Raw genomic sequence first — 19642 nt, 5'->3', positions numbered from 1 at the left:
CGTGCCGTACTCCCTGCCGGAGGCAGGCAGGGGGTGGGCGGCTGCTGTCAGAGGAGAGTGCATGAGGCCGAGCCCCCCCGCTCCCCAGAGAGATGGTCCGGGGCCTCCCCGCCGCCACTGGCCGTACCCACCTGGCCAGGTCGCGAGGGAACCGGCCTCCCGGGCGCGGACCGCGCACAGGATGCGTGTCGCCGCCCCGGGGGCGAGTACGCCGGGGACCAGCGTGCCCAAGACCGTTCGGGGCGGGCGACTGCTCGGGCTCACTCCTGCTCGGTCTTCAGGAACGGCACCGACTGGTAACGGGCTCAGGCGGGGACCGACTCGCCCGGCAGGGACAGGTCCAGGTCGACCGGACGCTCGTCGCCCGTGTGGGTCGCGGACGAGGCAAGCGGGCCGTGGCCGTGGGCGCGGGCGGCCAGGACGTAGGACCCGCCGCCCGGGACGGTGAGCGTGTAGGCGCCGTCCTCGGCGGACAGGGTCGTGCCGGCCTGGCGGCCGTGCCGGTCGATGAGCGTGACCTTGGCGCGGGCGACCGGGCTGCCGTCGGCGGCCAGCACCCGGCCCTGGAAGCCGCGCAGCGCCTGCTCGGCGCGCTCCAGCGCCGCGTCCTCCTCACTGCCGGCGCGCAACTGCGGCTTCCGCGACGGGCGCGCGCCCGGCAGGAACAGCGCCAGGACCAGGCCCACGGCGACCGCCGCGGTCGCGATCAGGAACGAGACCCGGAAGCCGTGCATCGTCGGGATCTCCACGCCGCCGACGGTGTTCGCGGTGTCGGCCAGCACCATGCCGATCACCGCGCTCGACACCGACGTGCCGATGGAACGCATCAGGGTGTTGAGGCCGTTCGCCGCCCCCGTCTCCGAGGCCGGGACCGCGCCCACGATCAGCGCGGGCAGCGAGGAGTAGGCGAGGCCGATGCCCGCGCCCAGCAGCACCGAGATGACCAGGCTCTGCCAGGGGGCGCTCATCAGGCCGAGGCCGGCGCCGTAGCCGACCGCGATGATCATCAGGCCGAGGATCAGGGTCACCTTGGGGCCGTACTTCGCGGACAGCCGGGCGTAGACGGGTGCCGTGAGCATCATCGTCAGGCCGAGCGGCGCGACGAGCAGACCCGCGACGACCATCGACTGACCGAGGCCGTAGCCGGTGGACTTCGGCAGCTGGAGCAGTTGCGGCAGGACCAGGGAGACGACGTAGAAGGAGACGCCGACCATGATCGAGGCGAGGTTGGTGAAGAGGACCGCCGGGCGGGCGGTGGTGCGCAGGTCGACCAGCGGGGCCTTGACGCGCAGTTCCATCACGCCCCACAGGAGCAGGACGACCGCGGCGGCGCCGAACAGACCCAGCGTGGTGCCGGAGGCCCAGCCCCAGTCGCTCCCCTTGGTGATCGGCAGCAGGAAGAGTACGAGCCCCGCGGACAGTCCGATGGCGCCCGGCAGGTCGAAGGAGCCCTCGGCGCGCATCGGCGACTCGGGCACCACGAGCAGGGTGAGGGCGATGGCGAGGACACCGAGGCCGGCGGCGCCGTAGAACAGGACGTGCCAGTCGCTGTGCTGGGCGACCAGGGCGGCGGCGGGCAGGGCGAGGCCACCGCCGACGCCTATGGAGGAGCTCATCAGGGCCATCGCCGAGCCGAGCCGCTCCCGGGGCAGCATGTCCCGCATCAGGCCGATGCCGAGCGGGATCGCGCCCATCGCGAAGCCCTGGAGCGTCCGGCCGGTGATCATCAGCAGCAGATCGCTGGTGAACGCGCTGACCAGGGCGCCGACGACCATGACGGCCAGGCTGGTGATCAGCATGCGCCGCTTGCCGTAGAGGTCGCCGAGGCGGCCCATGATCGGCGTGGCCACCGCGCCCGAGAGGAGCGTCGAGGTCAGGACCCAGGTGGCGTCGCTGGGGGCGGTGTCCAGCAGTTGCGGCAGGTCCTTGATGACCGGGACGAGCAGGGTCTGCATCACCGCGACAACGATCCCCGCGAAGGCGAGCACCGGGACCACGGCCCCGCTCGCTCCGCCGGCGGGACGGTCTGTCGTCGTCTGCGTCATTGAGAGGGGCCTCCAGGCCGGAGATCGGACGTGCGTGGTACGTGGATACGTGGTCTCTGAACCTTGTACGTCCAGGCAACTATTCCGTTGCTTTGGCACCCTAACGAAAACTTGACCTTTCCTTGGGGGTACGGGGCCGCTGCGGGGGTCCTAGTCCCCGGGACCGAGGCCGGATCCCGGCGAAATCCCGATGGCATGGGAGTAAGACGGTTGAGAGCATGACAGGCATGCTCGAATCCGCCGACACCGCCACAGCCCGCCCGTCCCGCCTGTCCCGCTTGCGTCCGCGTGGCGCGCCTCCGATGTGGCTCGTCGTGGCGCTCACCTGTGCCGGGCAGTTCCTCGTCGTGCTGGACGTGTCCGTGGTCAACGTGGCGTTGCCCTCGATGCGGGCCGGGCTGGGGCTCAGCGAGCAGGGCCTGCAGTGGGTGGTGAACGCCTACGCCATCGCCTTCGCCGGGTTCATGCTGCTCGGCGGGCGGGCCGGGGACCTCTACGGCCGCAAGCGGATGTTCCTCGTCGGGCTCGGACTGTTCACCCTGGCCTCGCTGGCGGGCGGGCTGGCGCAGGACGACTGGCAGCTTCTTCTCGCACGGGCCGTCCAGGGGCTGGGCGCGGCGGTGCTGGCGCCGTCGACGCTGACGATCCTCACCGCGTCGGTCCCGGAGGGTGCCGCCCGGGCCCGGGCCATCGGCACCTGGACGGCGGTCGGTGCCGGCGGTGGCGCGGCGGGCGGTCTGGTCGGCGGGCTGCTGGTGGAGACACTGTCGTGGCGGTGGGTGCTGCTGATCAACGTGCCGGTGGGAGCCGTGGTGCTGTGCGCGGCCGGCTGGTTCCTCGTCGAGGGCCGGGCCGGTGACGGGCGGCGGCTCGACCTTCCCGGCGCCCTGTTCGTGACGGCCGGCCTCGGCACCCTCGCCTATGGCATCTCCCAGACGGAGGCGGCGGGCTGGACCGCACCGGCCACGCTGCTGCCACTGCTCGCCGGGCTCGCCCTGCTCGCCCTGTTCCTCGTGGTCGAGGCCCGGACGGCCGGCCCGCTGATGCCGCTCGGCCTGCTCCGGCTCCGCTCCGTGTCGTCGGCGAACGTGGCGATGTTCCTGTGCGGCTCCGCGATGTTCTGCATGTGGTTCTTCATGACCCTGTACGCGCAGAACGTCCTGGGCTACACGCCCCTGGAAGCCGGACTCGCCCTGGTCCCCAGCTCCCTGGCCGTCCTCCTCGGCGCCAAGCTCGCGCCCCGGCTGATGCCGACGGTCGGCCCGCGCAACGTGGCGGTGCTGGGCACACTGGTCGCCATGGCCGGTTTCGCCTGGCAGTCCACCATGACTCCCGACGGCGGGTACGCGACGGCGATCCTGTTCCCCGGCATCCTGATGATGCTCGGCGCGGGCCTCGCGGCGACCCCGCTCGCCGCCCTGGCCACGTCCGGCGCGGCCCCCGGCGAGGCCGGCCTGGTCTCCGGCCTCGTCAACACCTCCCGCACGATGGGCGGTTCGCTGGGCCTGGCCGTCCTGTCGACCCTGGCGGTGGCCCGAACGGCGGGCAGCGGCACCCCGGCGGCCCTGACGGAGGGGTACGCGCTGGCGTTCCGGACCGGGGCCGGGGTGCTGGCCGCGGGGGCGCTGCTGATGTGGCTCTGGCTGCCCCGGGTGGCGGGGGAGCGGTAGGGCCGCAGACGGAAAACAGCGCGCGTCGCGTTGCCCGCGAAGGGGGCGCGGGGGCCCCTGGGCGGCGCTCCGCCACTGTTTCGGTACGGGGCAGCGGTGATGTGCCGGCGGGGTGCGCGCCGGTGTCGCGGCGGGCCGCACAGGACGCTTCACCGGCGCCAGGAAACCAGCCCTGACCTGGCCTTTCTCCGGTCCCGCACGTACGGTTGCGGGACGCGGAAGGGGGACCGGATGGACCGGAACATACGCACCGTCGACGACGTACTCGCCCTGCTCGACGGGCTCTTCGCGCCCGAGGCCGACCGGTGGACGGAGCGGGGTGCCGACTGGTGGGACGGCTTCTACGCCGACCGCTCCCGTCCGGTGCCGTTCTTCGTCGCCAAGCCGGACGAGAGCCTGGTGAGTTGTCTCGACCGGGGGCTGGTCAGCGGCGGGCGGGCGCTCGACCTGGGGTGCGGTCCGGGCCGTAACGCGCTGTACCTGGCGGAGCGGGGCTTCGATGTGGACGCGGTCGACCTGGCCCCGGCCGCGGTCGACTGGGCCGGGGAGCGGGCGCGTACGGCCGGGGCGGGGAACGTGCGGTTCCTCTGCGGCGACGCGTTCGAACTCGCCGGTGCGGAACTCACCGGCCCGTACGACCTCGTCTTCGACTCCGGCTGCTTCCACCACCTGCCCCCGCACCGGAGGCTCAGCTACCTGAGGCTGCTGGACGAGGTCCTGGCCCCCGGCGGTCTGTTCGGCCTCACCTGTTTCGCGGCCGGGGCCGGCGGGATGGGATCGGAACTGTCCGACGCCGACTTCTACCGTGCGGCGGCCTCGGGGCTGCGGGGCGGACTCGCGTACACCCCCGAGTCGTTGCGGGAGATCTTCTCGGGACTGACCGAGGTCGAGTTGCGGCGGATGCGGGACGAGCCGGAGGACTCGGCGTGGTTCGGTGAGTCCTTCCTGTGGACGGCGCTGTTCCGGCGGGAGCCGGACTCACCGCCGGCCCTGGCTGCGGGCTTGCCGTAGGGCCTCGGTGCGGTTGGTCTCCCACCGGCGGTGCGGGGCGGCTCCGCCGGTCACCGGCCCAGGGCAGGCCGGGGGGTGCCGAGCAGTGAGGCCAGTGTTCCGGTGAACGCCGACGCCGAATGGTCGGCGTGAGCGCGGATGCGCCGGGCCACGGCGTCGGCGCCGCCGCCCTCCACGAGGTGGACGAGCCGGTCGAGGCGGCGCTCGTGGCCCTCCTCGGTGTCGGGGAGGGTGGACAGGTAGAAATCCGTCGCGTCGTAGGCCATGTGGAAGACGTGCTTCTTCACATCGCTCAGCGTCAGGTAGTCGTCGTGGGTCTTGGGCGCCGGCTCGGGCGCGCCGACGCACACCGCCGGGGTGCCGGCGCCCCAGGCGTTGACCGCCAGGTGGTAGGTGTCCGTGATCACCAGCCGGTACCGGGGGAGCACGCCCAGCAGGTCGCCGATGGTGTGCCGGCCGGGCCGGGGCGCGATGTGCCCGACCGGAGCGGGAACGTCCCGGTCGAACCAGGGCAGCCATTCCAGCGGGGCGCCCAGACGGTCGGACAGGCCCTGGCAGAAGGCGGGCAGCCACTCTGGGATCGGCGTACGGGCGCCCAGGAACACGCCGATCGCTCCGCCGTCCGGCACGGACCGGGACCACTCGGTGGCCGGGAGGTGGTCGAGGTCGCCGGGGCGGGACAGCAGGGCCGCGTCCGAACCGAAGTAGTCGGTCGTACGGTCCTCGCGCAGGTGCGCGATCTTCGCCGCCGAGAGCGGGTCCCGCACCCAGACGCGGTGGCTCCGCGTCACCAGTCGGGAGAACAGCGGACCGTACTCCTTGTCCTCGTAGTCGGACTGCGAGTTGTGCAGGATCGTCCCGCCGTAGCTGAGGGTCCGGGCGAGCAGCTCGTCCGGCTGGTCGGCGAACAGCAGGGTCCGGTTCAGCAGGTTCCGGGCGGCGTCACGGTCCTCGGCGAAGCCGAAGTCGAGCAGGCGGTTGGTGGCGTCCTGCTCCAGGTAGTGCCGGGTGTGGAGGAAGTCGCCCCAGAAGACGACCGCGTCGTGCTCGCGGAGCGCGTCGAGGTGCTCGGCCAGGGGGTGGAAACGGAACGGGAAGGCGGTGCCGCGTGCGCAGTCGCGCAGGGGCACGGTCTCCGGCGTGTGCAGGGTGTACCAGGTCGCGTCGACCTCGCCGGCCATACGCCGCCGCAGGGACTCGAAAGCCAGGTCGACGGTCAGCATGCCGGTGTTGCGGTAACCGATGTTCGGCGCGGTGATGACGGCGACGCGTGCCATGTGTTCCTTTTCCCTAGCCCGTAACCGGCGCCGCCGAGGACTGCGGCGCGGACCAACGGCCAACGTACACGCCGACGTTGCCCGGCTGAGGTCCCGGCCCTGTCGGCCCGGATGCGGGGCGGGCCAGGGGAGCGATCTGACGTGACGTCAGGAGCCTTCACAAGTGTGCGGGCCTGGGCTATACAAAGACCCAGGACTGGAACGCGTTCCAGTTCGGCCCGAGACGGCCTCGGTGCGGCCGACGGTGCGGACGGCCGTGCCGAGGTCCTTCCCACGGTGATGCCGAAGCCCTTCCCACGGCGATCAGGAGCCCCATGCCCATCGACGCAGCCAAGGCGCTCGCCGCCGAACCCCGGACCGGCGAACTCTCCTGGGACCGCAAGGACGTGCAGCTCTACCACCTCGGCATCGGCGCCGGAGTCCCCGCCACCGACCCCGACGAGCTGCGCTACACCCTGGAGTCCCGGCTGCACGTCCTGCCGAGCTTCGCCACCGTCGCGGGCGGCGGAAAACCCGGGGTGACCAGCGGGCTGTCCATGCCGGGCGTCGACGTCGACCTCGCCCGCGTCCTGCACGGCGGCCAGAGCCTCGTGCTCCACCGCCCGATCCCCGCGGAGGGCACCGCGACAGCCACCAACCGGATCGCCGCCGTCTACGACAAGGGCAAGGCCGCCGTCCTCGTGCTGCGCACCGAAGTCGCCGACCCGGACGGCCCGTTGTGGACCAACGACGCCCAGATCTTCGTCCGCGGAGAGGGCGGCTGGGGCGGTGACCGCGGCCCCTCCAGCCGGCTCGAACCCCCCACCGGCGAACCCGCACGGACCGTCGAACGACGGGTCCGTGAGGACCAGGCCCTGCTCTACCGCCTCTCCGGCGACCGGAACCCGCTGCACGCCGACCCGGAGTTCGCCAAGGTCGCCGGGTTCGAACGGCCCATCCTGCACGGACTGTGCACCTACGGCATCACGCTCAAGGCGGTCGTCGACACGCTGCTCGGCGGTGACGTGACCCGGGTGCGGTCGTACACCACGCGGTTCGCCGGGGTCGTGTACCCGGGGGAGACGCTGCGGATCCGCATGTGGCACACGCCGGAGTCCACCAGGGTCGCGGTCAGCGCCGTGGAGCGCGAGGACACGCCCGTCCTCGCCGACACCACGGTCGACCACACCTGAGTTCCCGTGAGTTCCAGACGCCGTACGAGGGGAGCCCGCACCATGCGCGCAGCCGTACTGCACGAGACCGGCCAGGACAAGCTGGAGGTCCTCGACGATGTCGAGGCGGTGGGGTTCGGCCCCGGCAAGGTGCGCATCCGGGTGCGCGCCACGGGGCTGTGCCACTCCGACCTGTCGGCGATGAGCGGGGTACTGCCGCAACCCGCGCCGTTCGTACCCGGACACGAGGGAGCGGGGGAGATCCTCGAAGCCGGCGAGGGCGTCGGCCACCTGAAGGCCGGTGACCGGGTCGTCGTGTGCTGGCTGCCCGCCTGTGGCACCTGCCCCTCCTGCCGGCGCGGCCAGACCCAGCTGTGTCTGGCCGGGTTCATGAACGCGGGCACCCCCAACTTCAGGCGGCCCGGCGGGGAGGTCTTCGGTTTCGCCGGCACCGGCACCTTCGCCGAGGAGGTCGTCGTCGACGCCGGATGCGCGGTGCCGGTACCCGACGACGTGCCCTTCGACATCGCCGCCCTCATCGGCTGCGGGGTGACGACCGGGCTGGGCGCCGCGCTCAACACGGCCGACGTGGAGGCCGGTTCGTCCGTGGCCGTCATCGGGTGCGGGGGCGTCGGCATCTCCGTCATCCAGGGCGCCCGGCTGCGCGGGGCCGCCGAGATCGTCGCGGTCGACCCGGTCGTCTCCCGGCGCGAGGCGGCCCTGCGGTTCGGGGCCACGAAGGCCGTCTCGCCCGACGAACTCGCCGACGCCAAGCAGCAGATCACCGCCGGTGAGGGCTTCGACTACGTCTTCGAGGTCGTCGGCAGGTCGGCCACCGCACGCACCGCGTACGACACCACCCGGCGCGGCGGCACCCTCGTCGTGGTCGGCGCCGGCGCCATGGACGACGTCCTCCAGCTCACCATGTTCGAGCTGTTCTTCGACGAGAAGCGGATCCTGCCGTCCCTGTACGGCGGCGGCGACGTCCTGCGCTCCTACGAACGCGCCATCGCCCTCTGGCGCGCCGGCCGGCTCGACCTGGCGGGCCTGATCACCCACCGGGTCCCGCTCGCCGACATCAACGAGGCCCTGGACCAGATGCGCACCGGGACCGCCCTGCGCACCTGCATCGAGCTGTGAGGACCGCCGCCATGCCGCTCCCGCTCCAGGGACTGTCCGCGATCGTCACCGGCGCGGGCCGCGGGCTCGGCCGGGCCGAGGCGCGGGAACTCGCCCGGCTCGGCGCCGCCGTCGTCGTCAACGACTACGGGCAGCCCCGCCGCGACGGCACCGGCGAGGCCTCGGCCGGACCCGCCGAGGAGGTCGCCGCCGAGATCCGGGCGGCGGGCGGTTCCGCCCTCGCGCACACCGGCGACGTCTCCGACTTCCAGCAGGCGCGCGAACTGGTCGAACTGGCCGTCGCCGAGTACGGCAGGCTCGACATCCTGGTCAACAACGCGGGCATCCTGCGCGACCGCATGGTGTTCTCGATGGCCGAGGAGGAGTGGGACGCCGTGCTCCGCGTCCACCTCAAAGGGCACTTCAACACCACCCGGTTCGCCGCCGCGCACTGGAGGGAGCGGTCCAAGCGGGCCGGGGAGCCGGTGTTCGGGCGGATCGTGAACACCTCCTCGGAAGCGTTCCTCGCCGGCTCCGCCGGGCAGCCCAACTACGCGGCGGCCAAGGGCGGGATCGTCGGCCTCACCACCTCCACGGCCCTCGCCCTCGGCAAGTACGGCGTGACGGCCAACGCCATCTGCCCCCGCGCCCGCACCCGGATGACCGAGGACGTCTTCGCGGGCGTCCAACCGCCCTCCGCGGGCGGCCTCGACCCGCTCGCTCCCGAGCACGTCGCCCCCCTCGTCTGCTACCTCGCCTCACCCGCCGCCGCCCACGTCAACGGGCAGCTCCTCGTGGTGCACGGCGGGATGGTCGCGGTCGTCGAACGGCCCCGGGTCGCCGCCCGGTTCGACAGCAAGCAAAACACCTTCACGTACGACGAGCTGGAGGCCGTGCTCGGGGCGTACTACGCGGACCGGCCGGCGGGGGAGACGTTCGCGGCGGTGGAGGTGCTGGGGCTGAAACGCGGCTGAGGACAGAGAGACGGCCCTGCCCGGGAGGGGCAGGGCCGCTTTCTCGTCCGTGACTGACGTGCCCTCAGGCCGCCGTCCCGGTCTGCTCGCTCTCCGCCACCGGCTTGCGGTGACGGCCGCGCGGAGCCTTCTCGCCGACCTGCGTGGAGACCTCGCCACGGTGCCGGCCCGGGCCGGTGGAGATCTCCTGGACGTCGCCCGTGTGCGGCTGGTTCGTGCTGGCGTCGCTCATCGGATGGAATTCACCCCGTCAACATGATCTTTCTTACAGCCGGGTGAGTCTAACCGGCACCCCGCACCTCCGATCCAGGCGGCCAACCAACCGGCACTACTTCGTTACAAGCCCTCCCAACGGGGCCTGTTGCAGCGGGACCGGACGTGGAGTGGAGGGGGCCGGAGGCTGAGCGGGACGGGCTGGCGAGGCGGGGTGTTCCGGCCCCGAGGGGTGCACGGAGTGCGCCGGCTCCGGGGGCGCGGGTTCCGGGGGGTGTCCCGGGGCGGGGGCCGTGCCGACGACCGTGCCGGCGGTCAGCCCGTCCGGCTCCCGCACCGGCCTCGGCACCGGCCTCCGCACAGGTGGCCGCACCGGCTCCTTTCCCGGCTCCCGCACCGGCCCCCTCCCTGGCTCCTTCCCCGGGTCCGGGCCGTGCGGCGACGCCGCACCCGCTTCCGGCGGTACGGCCGAAGCCGCCGGTGGGCTCATCTGCGCCACCCCGCACGGCACCACCGGTGTCACGTACGGCAGGCGCAGTACCCCGTCCGGCGTCCACAGGCCGGTGCCCGCCAGCCACCCCTCGGGCGCCGGGAGATGGTGCACCCGGCGCTCCGCCGGCCGCCACACGCCGATCCAGCTGCCCGCAGGCCCGTCGACGCGCAGCGCCACCGCGCAGCTCTCCGGTGTCAGCACCTGCCCCGGCTGGATGGCGAACGGCGTGACGGTGCAGCCCCGCAACCGCAGGCACTCCGGGAAGCGCACCGGCAGCGTGCTGCCCAGCACCCCCCAGCCCAGCCGCTCCTGCCCCGGCGAGGGCGCGTCCGAGCGGACGATCAGCAGCCCGCTGTCGTGGTCGGCGAGCAGCAGCCGGTCGTCGCTGCAGGCGGCGATCTGCAGCAGCGGCGACACCTCGCCACCGCGCTCCAGGTCCACCACGACGGCCTTGGTGCGCCCACCGGTCTCCCGGTCCAGGGCGAGCAGCCGTTCCGTACGGTCCAGCCAGACCCCGCCCGAGCAGCGGCCGGGCAACTCCGCCAGCCGCTCCGGTCCGAAGCCGCCGCCCGCCACCAGCCACACCGTCGTGGAACGCGGCCCGACGGCCAGCGCGTACGCCTTCTCGCCGCCGGGGGCGGGCGGCAGCAGCCGCAGCCGGGTCGTGCCCGCCGGGCACTCGACCGCACCCAGGGGCAGCTCGCCCGTTCCGGGCCCGGTCGGATACAGCAGCGAGAACGCGTGCCGCCCGGCCACCAGACGGTGGATGAGCACCCGCCCGTCACCCATCGGCTGCACCTCGGTGCCCGGCTCCTCCGGCTGGTTGCGGGGCAGTGGCACCGCATACGGCTCGGGGCCGTCCAGGGTCCAGCGCTCCGGGAACCAGGACCCGCCGGCCGACGCGAGGCGCGCGGCGTAGGCGCCGTCCGCGCTGAGCGTGCATCCCGTCGGCGCGGCTCCGTCCTCGTGACCCGCCGAAGGTTCGATCGCACACGCTGTCATCGTTCGGTCACCTCCAGTGACGAACGTAGTTTTCGTACGCGGGCGGCGAATGCGACGGCTCCCGGCTTCACACATAAGGGTGTTCCAGGAACGATTCGTCTGAGGGAAAGGGGGCTTTTGTGCTGCTCGGGGCGAGAGCCGGCCGACGGGGGCGGTGGCGGTTCAACGCCACAGATCAGGCGGGTAGCCTTGCACCCGTGCCCCGTCTGTCTGAAGTCATCGCCGCGCTGGAGACCCTGTGGCCCGCCGAGCGGGCCGAGTCCTGGGACGCGGTCGGTACGGTCGCGGGTGACCCGGACCAGGCGGTCACGCGGGTCCTGTTCGCCGTCGACCCGGTCCAGGAGATCGTCGACGAGGCGGTGGAGCTGGGCGCCGACCTGCTCGTCACCCACCACCCCCTCTACCTGCGCGGCACCACGACCGTCGCCGCGACGCACTTCAAGGGCCGGGTCGTCCACACTCTCATCAAGAACGACATCGCGCTGCACGTCGCCCACACCAACGCCGACACCGCCGACCCGGGCGTCTCCGACGCCCTCGCGGGCGCCCTGGACCTCAGGATCACCGGGCCGCTGGTCCCGGACCCCACCGATCCCGAGGGCCGCCGGGGCCTGGGCCGCGTCTGCGCGCTGGACCACCCGCTGACCGTCCGCGAGTTCGCCGCCCGCGCCGCCGAGTGCCTGCCCGCCACCGCGCAGGGCATCCGGGTCGCCGGCGACCCCGAGGCGCTGGTGCGTACCGTCGCCGTCAGCGGCGGCTCCGGCGACAGCCTCTTCGACCACGTACGCGCGGCCGGTGTCGACGCCTTCCTCACGGCCGACCTGCGCCACCACCCGGCGTCAGAGTTCACGGCGGCTGTCGCCCCCCGCCCCCTCGCGCTGCTCGACGCGGCGCACTGGGCCACCGAGTGGCCCTGGTGCGAGCTGGCCGCGAGCCAGCTCGACGAGATCTCCGACCGGCACGGATGGGACCTGCGCGTGCACGTCTCGAAGACGGTCACCGACCCCTGGACCGCTCACGCGGCCTCAACCACTTCTGACCCCCTGGGAGCCCCGAACTGAACGCCGCGCCCGCCGACCAGATCCGACTCCTCGACGTCCAGGATCTCGACGTCCGCCTGCAGCAGCTCGCGCACAAGCGGAAGTCGCTGCCCGAGCACGCCGAGATCGAGTCGCTGACCAAGGACCACACCCAGCTGCGCGACCTGCTCGTGGCCGCGCAGACCGAGGAGAGCGACACCGCCCGCGAGCAGACCAAGGCCGAGCAGGACGTGGACCAGGTGCGTCAGCGCGCCGCCCGCGACCAGCAGCGCCTGGACTCCGGCGCCGTCACCTCCCCCAAGGACCTGGAGAACCTCCAGCGCGAGATCGCCTCGCTCGCCAAGCGGCAGGGCGACCTGGAGGACGTGGTGCTCGAGGTCATGGAGCGCCGGGAGTCCGCGCAGGAGCGGGTGGCCGAGCTGACCGACCGGGTCGCCTCCGTCCAGGCGAAGGTCGACGACGCGACCGCCCGCCGCGACGCCGCCCTCGAGGAGATCGACGGCGAGATCGCGACCGTCTCCAAGGAACGCGAGGTCATCGCCGGGTCCGTGCCCGCCGACCTGCTCAAGCTCTACGACAAGCTGCGCGAGCAGCAGGGCGGCATCGGCGCGGCCAAGCTGTACGCGCGCAGCTGCCAGGGCTGCCGCCAGGAGCTCGCCATCACCGAGCTGAACGAGATCCGCAACGCGGCACCCGACACGGTCGTGCGCTGCGAGAACTGCCGCCGCATCCTGGTGCGCACCTCCGAGTCCGGTCTCTAGTCCCGGGGAGCCTGTCCGGTGCGGGAGTTCATCGTCGAGGCCGACGGCGGGTCGCGGGGCAACCCGGGGCCCGCGGGCTACGGGGCCGTGGTCAGCGACGCGGCGACGGGCGAGACGCTGCGGGAGACCGCCGAGTACATCGGCGTCGCCACCAACAACGTCGCCGAGTACCGGGGCCTCCTCGCCGGCCTGCGCGCCGCCCATGCCCTGGATCCGGACGCGACCGTCCACGTCCGGATGGACTCCAAGCTCGTCATCGAGCAGATGTCGGGCCGCTGGAAGATCAAGCACCCCGACATGAAGCCGCTGGCGTCGGACGCGGCCCGGGTCTTCCCACCCGGGCGGGTGACGTACGAGTGGATCCCGCGAGAGCGGAACAAGCACGCGGACCGGCTGGCCAACGAGGCGATGGACGCCGGGGCCAGGGGCGAGCAGTGGTCGGAGGCCGAGTCGACGGCTGAGCTGGACGCGGGCCCCGGTCATGCCGCCGGGGTCGATCAGGCCCGCGGGGCCGGTGCCCCGCCGGCCCCGCCCGGCGACGCGGCCGCGGGTGCGGCGCGGGTGCGTGAGGCTCTCGCTCAGGGACACGCCGCCGCGCCGGCGGGCTCAGCGACGGACACCGCCCTCGCCGCCGCCTCTGATGCGACGAACCCGCCGGGCGGCGAAGCCGCGAAGTCCGACGCGGGCGCCGCCGAATCCGAGGCGGGCGCCGCCGAGTCGGGCGCAGGCGCCGGAAAGACCGCGGTCGGCGGGCGCGTGGGGGAAACCGACGCCGACACGCATGACGGGGCCGCGAAGGCCGACGCCGACACCCGTGCCGCCAGGGCCGTGGCCACCCCCGGCTCGTCCACCCCAGGCTCGGCCACCCTCAGCTCGGCCGCCCCCGGCTGGGCCCCCGCCGACATGGGCGCCCCCGCCACCTTCGTCCTGCTGCGCCACGGCGAGACCCCGCTGACACCCCAGAAGCGCTTCTCCGGCAGCGGCGGCACCGACCCCTCCCTCTCCGACGCCGGCCGGGAACAGGCCGAACGGGCAGCGTCTCTGCTGGCCCGGCGCGGCACGATCCAGGCGATCGTGTCGTCACCCCTCACCCGCACCCGGGAAACGGCCGGCATCGTCGCGGCCCGGCTCGGCCTCGACGTGAGCATCGACGACGGACTGCGCGAGACGGACTTCGGCGCCTGGGAGGGACTCACCTTCGCCGAGGTGCGCGAGCGGTACCCGGACGACCTGAACGCCTGGCTGGCCTCCCCGGAGGCCGAACCCACCGGAGGCGGCGAGAGTTTCGCGGCGACCGCCACCCGGATCGCCGCCACCCGCGACAAGCTGATCTCGGCGTACGCGGGCCGCACCGTGCTGCTCGTCACGCACGTGACGCCGATCAAGACGTTCGTCCGGCTCGCCCTCGGAGCCCCGCCGGAGTCCCTGTTCCGCATGGAACTGTCGGCCGCGTCCCTGTCGGTCGTCGCGTACTACGCGGACGGCAACGCCAGCGTCCGGCTCCTCAACGACACGTCCCACCTGCGCTGAGCCCCGCCGCCGCACGGGCCAGCGCCTCGATACGGCCCCAGTCGCGCCCCGCGACCGCGTCGGACGGCAGCATCCAGCTCCCGCCCACACAGGCGACGTTGGGCAGGGCCAGGTAGTCCGGCGCGGAGGCCGGACCGATCCCGCCCGTGGGGCAGAACCGGGCCTGGGGGAGCGGCCCGGACAGCGACTTCAGATACGCCGTACCGCCCGCGGCCTGTGCCGGGAAGAACTTCATCTCCCGCACCCCGCGCTCCAGCAGCGCCACGACCTCGGAGGTGGTCGACACCCCCGGCAGAAACGGCACCCCGGACCCCCGCATCGCCTCCAGCAGTACGTCGGTCCAGCCCGGGCTGACGAGGAAACGGGCCCCCGCGGCCACGGCGTCGCCGACCTGCCCCGGGCTGATCACCGTCCCGGCGCCGACCACCGCGTCCGGCACCTCCCGGGCGATCTCCCGGATAGCGTCCAGCGCGGCCGGCGTCCGCAACGTCACCTCGATCGCGGGCAGCCCCCCGGCGACCAGCGCCCGCGCCAGCGGCACGGCGTGGCCCGCGTCCTCGATGACGACGACGGGGACGACGGGCGCGAGATCCAGCACGGACGCGGGCGGAGCAGAGGTCATGGCGGTATCCTGCCGCCGCCCCAGCAACATATGCAAAGCTCATTGCGCATGCTGCAACGCGATGCGCGGCGGTCTGGCCAGTGAACCCCGCACGGTCTCGCCAGTGAACCCCGCACGGTCTCGCCAGTGAACCCCGCACGGTCTCGCTAGTGAACCTCGCTCACCAGCACATCCAGCGACCAGGCCCGCCCCGCCTTCGCGGCAGCCTCCGCCTCCACCTCGTACCCGAGATCCCGCAGCACCTCCACCAGCTCCGCCGGCCCCTTCGGATCGGCCCCGGCGGTCAGCAGGCTGCGCACGATCCGCCCCTTCGTCGCCTTGTTGAAGTGACTGACGACCTTCCTCGTCGGCGCGTGCAGCACCCGCACGGACGCCGTCCGCCCGGCCACCTCACCCTTCGGCTTCCACGCGGCGGCGTACGCGGCGGACCGCAGATCCAGCACCAGCCCGTCCCCGGCGGCCTCGGGCAGCACCGACGCCATCGGCGTACGCCAGTGCGCGCCCAGCGCCCCCAGACCCGGCAGCTTCACCCCCATCGAACACCGGTAGGAGGGAATCCGGTCCGTCACCCGCACGGCACCCCACAACCCGGAGAACACCAGCAGCGACCGCGCGGCACGCCTCTTCGCCGCCGTGTCGAGGGACGCCAACCCCAGGGCGTCGTACAGCACCCCGGTGTAGATCTCCCCGGCGGGCCGCGCCCCCGCCGTACGCAACTCCGCGTTCTTCGCGACCTCCCCCCGCAGCCCCTCGCTCAGCCCGAGCACCTCACGCGCCTTGTCCTCGTCACCGGCGCACAGCTCGACCAGCTCGGTGAGGACCGCCTCCCGGGCTTCGGCGAGCCCCGGCAGCGACAGCGACTCCGGCTTCAACGGCGCACCACGACCGGACGACGCCTTACCTTCGGACGGCGGCAGCAGGACAAGCACGCGTACTCCTTCGATCGAACCGCAGCCGACAGCGTACGGGGAGCTCAGACCCGCGCCCCTCCCAGGGCACGCACGAGCCCGTCGGCGTCATCGGCGTGGAACCGGACGACCCGCACATCGCGACGGCGCCCGAGGAAGGTGAGGTGCGTGACAGGCTCCGTCAGCTCGAGCGTGACGGTCGTCTGCGACCCCACCTCGACGTCGAGCTCACCGTCGGCCCGCTCGTGCGACATCCGCAGCTCGCGCCGCACCGACGCGATCCGCTCCAACGGCACCCGCAGATCGACATGCACGTACCGCCGGATCCGCAGCACACCCCCCTCCACGTCCAGCACATGCGGACGCACGACGGACGCGGCATGCAACGCCACGACCACGACCACGCCGTACACGTCCAGGAAAAGGAAGACGGCGTGCACGGCAGGCCAGTCCCGCAGCAGCACGGACAAAGCCACCGTCTCCACGACACACACGAACGCGAAGCCGGCCATCATGGCGCCCTGCCCCCGCGCATACCCGAAGGCCCGCCCGCCGCCCGCCCCCCGCGTACGCCGCACCACCCACAGCACGAGGCTCACCAGCAGCCGCACCTCGTGCACGACCAGCCGCCGCGCGACCCTCATCGCCGCTCCTCCGCGAGGATCCGCAGCGTACGGCGGAGGGCCTCCGCCTGCGCCGGAGCGAGATCGTCGTAGAACGCCCGCAGCACGCTGTGGCCCGGATCGAGGTCCCCGGCGTCCGGGAACAGCCCCGGGGGAATGCAGTCGGCAAGGAGCCGAGCGGCCTCGGCGACCCGCGGATCATCCGGCTCGGCACCGGCCAGCGCGTCGAGCAGCGCGTACGCCTCATGGGCCCGCGCCACGGCCTCCGGACTCCCCAAAACCTCACCCACCGACGACACGAGCTGCTCCCGCGCGCCCTCCGGCATGGCCGTCTCCAGGAAGGCGATGATCTCGCGGTCCTTCGCGGCCATCGGCGAGTCCGACAGATGCGCGGTCCCGGCGAACAAGGCGGCCAGCTCCGGCGACACCGGCCCCTCGGCCGGCACCCCGCCCTCCGCCTCCAGCAGCACCCGCAACCGTGCCCGCCGCTCCCGGATCGCCTCCTCCTGCCGCGCCAGATCCTCGTCCAGCTCGGTCAGCACCTCGACGAGGTCCTTCCCGGCGTCCTCCGCCAGCACGTCCCGCACCTCGGCGAGCCCCAGCCCCAGCTCCGTCAGCCGCCGGATCCGCGCCAGCACGACAGCGTGCCGCAACCCGTACTCCCGATACCCGTTGGCCAGCCGCTCCGGCTCGGGCAACAGCCCCAGATGGTGGTAGTGCCGCACGGCCCGCGTCGTGACACCGACGACGGCGGCGAGTTCTCCGATCCGCATGGGACCAGTGAAGACGTTGACGTTACGGCAAGGTCAAGAGACCACGATCGAGGGAAGCGATCACGGAACCCGCGTACCTGAACCGCGACGTGCCCCAGCCTGATCGGTGATCGCGGAAGGGAAGCACCTCGCCATGGCACAAGACCCGTACACGCAGAAGCTCCTCCTGGACTGGTTCGTCGAACTGGACACCCCGGAGGGCTTCCGCGCCGAACTGGTGGAGGGCGAATTCGTCCTCACCTCACTGCCGGACGGTCACCACGAGCACTGCATCAGCCGGATCGTGAACCAGCTCCACCAACGCTGCGACTTCGACGTCCAGTTCTCCGGGAACAAGGGACTGAAGCTGAAGAACGCGGTCGGACAACCACAGGACCATGTGATCCCCGATGGCACAGTCGTTGCCCGCGCCCCACAGCTCTTCCGGGGCGCGCCGCCCTGGATGCCCTCTGCGGGAGTCACCATGGTGCTGGAGGTGACCTTCACCAGGCCGGAGATCGACCGCGGGGCCAAACGCCGTTGCTACGCCCGCGGCGGCATCCCCCTCTACCTGCTCGTCGATCGCGACGCCTCCGCGACAACGCTCTTCACAGAACCCGAGAAGGGCGACTACCTCCGCTCCCACACCACGGCCTTCGGCGGACCGCTCACTCTCCCGGAACCCTTCGCCTTCGACCTGGACACCACCGACTTCCTCTGATCCCCTGTGGGCGGGGGGTACGAGGTGAGCACACGGCAAGGGACACGAGAACAGACCCGGTGGACCAGGGCCCGCCTGGGCCGCTCCGGCCCACCCCTCGACCTCCTCACCGCCCATTTCGACCAGCACGTCTACGCGCCCCACGCCCACGACGAGTTCACCATCGGCGTCACGGTCGGCGGCTCGGAGGTCATCGCCTACCGAGGCGGTCGCATCCACTCCTACCCCGGCTCGATCGTCGTCCTGGAACCGGGCGAGACGCACACCGGCGGCCCGGCCGCCACCGACGGCTACGCCTACCAGGCCCTCTACGCCGAACCGTCCCTCCTCACCGACGGCTCCCTCGGCGGCCTCCCGCACTTCCGCGACCCCGTCCTGCACGACCCGGACCTGGCCGCAGCCCTCCGCGCCGCCCACACCGACATCAGCACCTGCCCCGACCCCCTGGAAGCCGAGTCCCGGCTGCCCTGGCTGCTCACGGCCCTCGCCCGCCGCCACTCCACGGCCCGGGCGAGCACGGACACGCTGCCCGGCGCCGACCACATCGCCAGGACCGTACGCGACCGCCTCGCCGACGAACTCCTCGATCCCCCCTCCCTGGCCGCCCTCGCCACCGACCTCGGTCTGTCCCGCTACCAGCTCCTCCGCGCCTTCCGCACCACGATGGGTCTACCGCCGTACGCCTGGCTCGCCCAGCACCGCGTGGCCAAAGCCCGCGGCCTCCTGGAAGCCGGCCTGCGCCCCGCCGAGGTCGCCGGCCTCGTCGGCTTCGCCGACCAGGCGCACCTCACCCGCTGGTTCCGCCGGGTGCTGGGCGTGACCCCGGCGGCGTACCGCAACAGCGTTCAAGACACGGCGGGCTGAGACCCCTGAGACTCGGCGCATGACTGCACGCGGCTGGTTCCTCTTCTCCCTGATGGGAGTCATCTGGGGCGTCCCCTACCTGATGATCAAGGTGGCGGTGGACGAACTGTCTCCTTCGGCGGTGGTGTTCGCGCGCTGCGCGCTCGGCGCCGCCCTCCTCCTCCCCTTCGCCCTGCGCCAGCCGGGCCTGATACGCACCCTGCGGACGCACTGGAAGCCGATGCTGGCGTTCGCCGTCATCGAGATCGTCGGCCCCTGGTACACCCTGACCGACGCCGAACGCCACCTCTCCAGCTCCACCGCGGGCCTGCTGATAGCGGGCGTACCGATCGTCAGTGTCCTGCTGTCCCGCTTCTTCGGCCAGGCGGAGCCGCTGGGCACCCGCCGGATCACCGGACTCGCGCTGGGCCTCGCGGGCGTGGGCGTCCTCACCGTCCCGCACCTGACGGGCGGCGACGCCCTCTCGCTCGCGGAGGTGCTGCTGACGGTCGTCGGCTACGCCACAGCCCCCCTGATCGCCAGCCGCCACCTCAAGAACGTCCCGACCCTGCACCTGATCACGCCCTGCCTGGCGCTGGCCGCCCTGGTCTACGCCCCTGCGGCCATCGCCTCCCGCCCCGCCGCCCTCCCCTCGCCCGAGACCCTCACCGCCCTGGCGGCACTCGGCGTCGTCTGCACGGCCATCGCCTTCGTGGCCTTCCTGGAACTGATCAAGGAGGCCGGTCCGGCCCGCGCGTCGGTCATCACGTACGTCAACCCGGCGGTCGCGGTGGCGGCAGGCGCCGTCTTCCTCGACGAGCACCTGACCCCGACGGTGCTGGCCGCCTTCGCCCTGATCCTGGCGGGCTCGGTCCTGGCCACGGCGG

The 19642-nt window shown here is 72.8% G+C and carries 18 protein-coding genes and 1 pseudogene; 11 read left to right on the top strand and 8 right to left on the bottom strand.

Features of this window, described 5'->3' with window-relative positions:
• Positions 1 to 305: 305 nt before the first annotated feature.
• Positions 306 to 2045 (bottom strand): MFS transporter, encoded by a 1740-nt coding sequence (locus IE97_RS0115005; protein ID WP_030238631.1) that lies wholly within the window; start codon positions 2043 to 2045, stop codon positions 306 to 308.
• A gap of 218 nt (positions 2046 to 2263) precedes the next feature.
• Between IE97_RS0115005 and IE97_RS0115000 the strand changes: the two genes are divergently transcribed.
• Positions 2264 to 3715, top strand: a complete 1452-nt coding sequence (locus IE97_RS0115000) for an MFS transporter (RefSeq protein WP_030238627.1) — start codon at positions 2264 to 2266, stop codon at positions 3713 to 3715.
• Positions 3716 to 3946: 231 nt separating this feature from the next.
• The gene (locus IE97_RS0114995; protein WP_030238624.1) at positions 3947 to 4726 is read left to right on the top strand and encodes a class I SAM-dependent methyltransferase; all 780 of its coding nucleotides are present in this window, start codon (positions 3947 to 3949) and stop codon (positions 4724 to 4726) included.
• Positions 4727 to 4776: 50 nt separating this feature from the next.
• On the opposite strand, the gene IE97_RS0114990 is transcribed toward IE97_RS0114995, so the two are convergent.
• Positions 4777 to 6003 carry a polysaccharide pyruvyl transferase family protein gene (locus tag IE97_RS0114990; protein ID WP_030238621.1) on the bottom strand — a complete coding sequence of 409 codons (1227 nt, stop codon included), beginning with the start codon at positions 6001 to 6003 and terminating at the stop codon, positions 4777 to 4779.
• A gap of 314 nt (positions 6004 to 6317) precedes the next feature.
• Between IE97_RS0114990 and IE97_RS0114985 the strand changes: the two genes are divergently transcribed.
• Genes IE97_RS0114985 through IE97_RS0114975 form a run of 3 tightly spaced genes read left to right on the top strand, consistent with a single transcriptional unit; the run spans position 6318 to position 9247 of the window.
• Positions 6318 to 7175, top strand: coding sequence for a MaoC/PaaZ C-terminal domain-containing protein (locus IE97_RS0114985; protein WP_030238616.1), 858 nt, complete (start codon positions 6318 to 6320; stop codon positions 7173 to 7175).
• A gap of 42 nt (positions 7176 to 7217) precedes the next feature.
• Positions 7218 to 8294 carry a Zn-dependent alcohol dehydrogenase gene (locus IE97_RS0114980; protein WP_030238612.1) on the top strand — a complete coding sequence of 359 codons (1077 nt, stop codon included), beginning with the start codon at positions 7218 to 7220 and terminating at the stop codon, positions 8292 to 8294.
• Between the two features lie 11 nt (positions 8295 to 8305).
• Entirely contained in the window at positions 8306 to 9247 is a 942-nt protein-coding gene (locus tag IE97_RS0114975) for a 3-oxoacyl-ACP reductase (protein WP_030238609.1), read from the top strand.
• A 64-nt stretch (positions 9248 to 9311) separates the two neighbouring features.
• Here the strand turns inward: IE97_RS0114975 and IE97_RS42505 are convergent, their stop codons facing one another.
• Both IE97_RS42505 and IE97_RS0114965 read right to left on the bottom strand, forming a co-directional pair.
• On the bottom strand, positions 9312 to 9479 hold the full coding sequence (locus tag IE97_RS42505; protein ID WP_199809814.1) for a hypothetical protein: 168 nt from the start codon (positions 9477 to 9479) through the stop codon (positions 9312 to 9314).
• A gap of 96 nt (positions 9480 to 9575) precedes the next feature.
• On the bottom strand, positions 9576 to 10955 hold the full coding sequence (locus tag IE97_RS0114965; protein ID WP_030238606.1) for a hypothetical protein: 1380 nt from the start codon (positions 10953 to 10955) through the stop codon (positions 9576 to 9578).
• A gap of 197 nt (positions 10956 to 11152) precedes the next feature.
• Here IE97_RS0114965 and IE97_RS0114960 point away from each other — a divergent pair, with 197 nt between their 5' ends.
• The 3 genes from IE97_RS0114960 to IE97_RS0114945 are packed head-to-tail and all read left to right on the top strand — an operon-like array spanning position 11153 to position 14286.
• Positions 11153 to 12016, top strand: coding sequence for a Nif3-like dinuclear metal center hexameric protein (locus IE97_RS0114960; RefSeq protein WP_030238603.1), 864 nt, complete (start codon positions 11153 to 11155; stop codon positions 12014 to 12016).
• Positions 12013 to 12756, top strand: a complete 744-nt coding sequence (locus tag IE97_RS0114950) for a zinc ribbon domain-containing protein (RefSeq protein ID WP_078603248.1) — start codon at positions 12013 to 12015, stop codon at positions 12754 to 12756. The genes IE97_RS0114960 and IE97_RS0114950 overlap by 4 nt, the downstream gene beginning before the upstream one ends.
• An 18-nt stretch (positions 12757 to 12774) precedes the next feature.
• Positions 12775 to 14286 carry a bifunctional RNase H/acid phosphatase gene (locus IE97_RS0114945; protein ID WP_030238597.1) on the top strand — a complete coding sequence of 504 codons (1512 nt, stop codon included), beginning with the start codon at positions 12775 to 12777 and terminating at the stop codon, positions 14284 to 14286.
• On the opposite strand, the gene IE97_RS0114940 is transcribed toward IE97_RS0114945, so the two are convergent.
• The 4 genes from IE97_RS0114940 to IE97_RS0114925 form a co-directional block, all read right to left on the bottom strand.
• Positions 14261 to 14908, bottom strand: coding sequence for a bifunctional 4-hydroxy-2-oxoglutarate aldolase/2-dehydro-3-deoxy-phosphogluconate aldolase (locus tag IE97_RS0114940; RefSeq protein WP_030238593.1), 648 nt, complete (start codon positions 14906 to 14908; stop codon positions 14261 to 14263). The two genes, IE97_RS0114945 and IE97_RS0114940, sit on opposite strands and share 26 nt — an antisense overlap.
• Before the next feature lie 146 nt (positions 14909 to 15054).
• Entirely contained in the window at positions 15055 to 15837 is a 783-nt protein-coding gene (yaaA, locus tag IE97_RS0114935) for a peroxide stress protein YaaA (protein WP_030238589.1), read from the bottom strand.
• Positions 15838 to 15881: 44 nt separating this feature from the next.
• Entirely contained in the window at positions 15882 to 16460 is a 579-nt protein-coding gene (locus tag IE97_RS0114930) for a hypothetical protein (RefSeq protein ID WP_030238585.1), read from the bottom strand.
• Positions 16457 to 17212: a MerR family transcriptional regulator gene (locus tag IE97_RS0114925; RefSeq protein WP_030238580.1), complete on the bottom strand. Its 756-nt coding sequence runs from the start codon at positions 17210 to 17212 to the stop codon at positions 16457 to 16459. The genes IE97_RS0114930 and IE97_RS0114925 overlap by 4 nt, the downstream gene beginning before the upstream one ends.
• Before the next feature lie 133 nt (positions 17213 to 17345).
• Between IE97_RS0114925 and IE97_RS0114920 the strand changes: the two genes are divergently transcribed.
• The 3 genes and pseudogenes from IE97_RS0114920 to IE97_RS43760 form a co-directional block, all read left to right on the top strand.
• On the top strand, positions 17346 to 17912 hold the full coding sequence (locus IE97_RS0114920; RefSeq protein WP_030238576.1) for a Uma2 family endonuclease: 567 nt from the start codon (positions 17346 to 17348) through the stop codon (positions 17910 to 17912).
• Positions 17913 to 17936: 24 nt separating this feature from the next.
• Positions 17937 to 18776 carry an AraC family transcriptional regulator gene (locus IE97_RS0114915; protein WP_030238572.1) on the top strand — a complete coding sequence of 280 codons (840 nt, stop codon included), beginning with the start codon at positions 17937 to 17939 and terminating at the stop codon, positions 18774 to 18776.
• A gap of 19 nt (positions 18777 to 18795) precedes the next feature.
• Positions 18796 to 19575 (top strand): annotated as a pseudogene (locus IE97_RS43760) (DMT family transporter); the annotation flags it as partial.
• Positions 19576 to 19642: the final 67 nt, after the last annotated feature.

It is taken from the genome of Streptomyces sp. NRRL S-455 (genome assembly GCF_000717875.1).
Lineage (GTDB): Bacteria > Actinomycetota > Actinomycetes > Streptomycetales > Streptomycetaceae > Streptomyces.
This window is presented reverse-complemented; position numbering and strand designations above follow the sequence as displayed.

Bases quoted from the DNA above. Each gene is read 5' to 3' on its own strand.
- IE97_RS0115005 (WP_030238631.1), bottom strand. From the start codon at position 2,045: ATGACGCAGACGACGACAGACCGTCCCGCCGGCGGAGCGAGCGGGGCC.
- IE97_RS0115000 (WP_030238627.1), top strand. From the start codon at position 2,264: ATGACAGGCATGCTCGAATCCGCCGACACCGCCACAGCCCGCCCGTCC.
- IE97_RS0114995 (WP_030238624.1), top strand. From the start codon at position 3,947: ATGGACCGGAACATACGCACCGTCGACGACGTACTCGCCCTGCTCGAC.
- IE97_RS0114990 (WP_030238621.1), bottom strand. From the start codon at position 6,003: ATGGCACGCGTCGCCGTCATCACCGCGCCGAACATCGGTTACCGCAAC.
- IE97_RS0114985 (WP_030238616.1), top strand. From the start codon at position 6,318: ATGCCCATCGACGCAGCCAAGGCGCTCGCCGCCGAACCCCGGACCGGC.
- IE97_RS0114980 (WP_030238612.1), top strand. From the start codon at position 7,218: ATGCGCGCAGCCGTACTGCACGAGACCGGCCAGGACAAGCTGGAGGTC.
- IE97_RS0114975 (WP_030238609.1), top strand. From the start codon at position 8,306: ATGCCGCTCCCGCTCCAGGGACTGTCCGCGATCGTCACCGGCGCGGGC.
- IE97_RS42505 (WP_199809814.1), bottom strand. From the start codon at position 9,479: ATGAGCGACGCCAGCACGAACCAGCCGCACACGGGCGACGTCCAGGAG.
- IE97_RS0114965 (WP_030238606.1), bottom strand. From the start codon at position 10,955: ATGACAGCGTGTGCGATCGAACCTTCGGCGGGTCACGAGGACGGAGCC.
- IE97_RS0114940 (WP_030238593.1), bottom strand. From the start codon at position 14,908: ATGACCTCTGCTCCGCCCGCGTCCGTGCTGGATCTCGCGCCCGTCGTC.
- IE97_RS0114930 (WP_030238585.1), bottom strand. From the start codon at position 16,460: ATGAGGGTCGCGCGGCGGCTGGTCGTGCACGAGGTGCGGCTGCTGGTG.
- IE97_RS0114925 (WP_030238580.1), bottom strand. From the start codon at position 17,212: ATGCGGATCGGAGAACTCGCCGCCGTCGTCGGTGTCACGACGCGGGCC.
- IE97_RS0114920 (WP_030238576.1), top strand. From the start codon at position 17,346: ATGGCACAAGACCCGTACACGCAGAAGCTCCTCCTGGACTGGTTCGTC.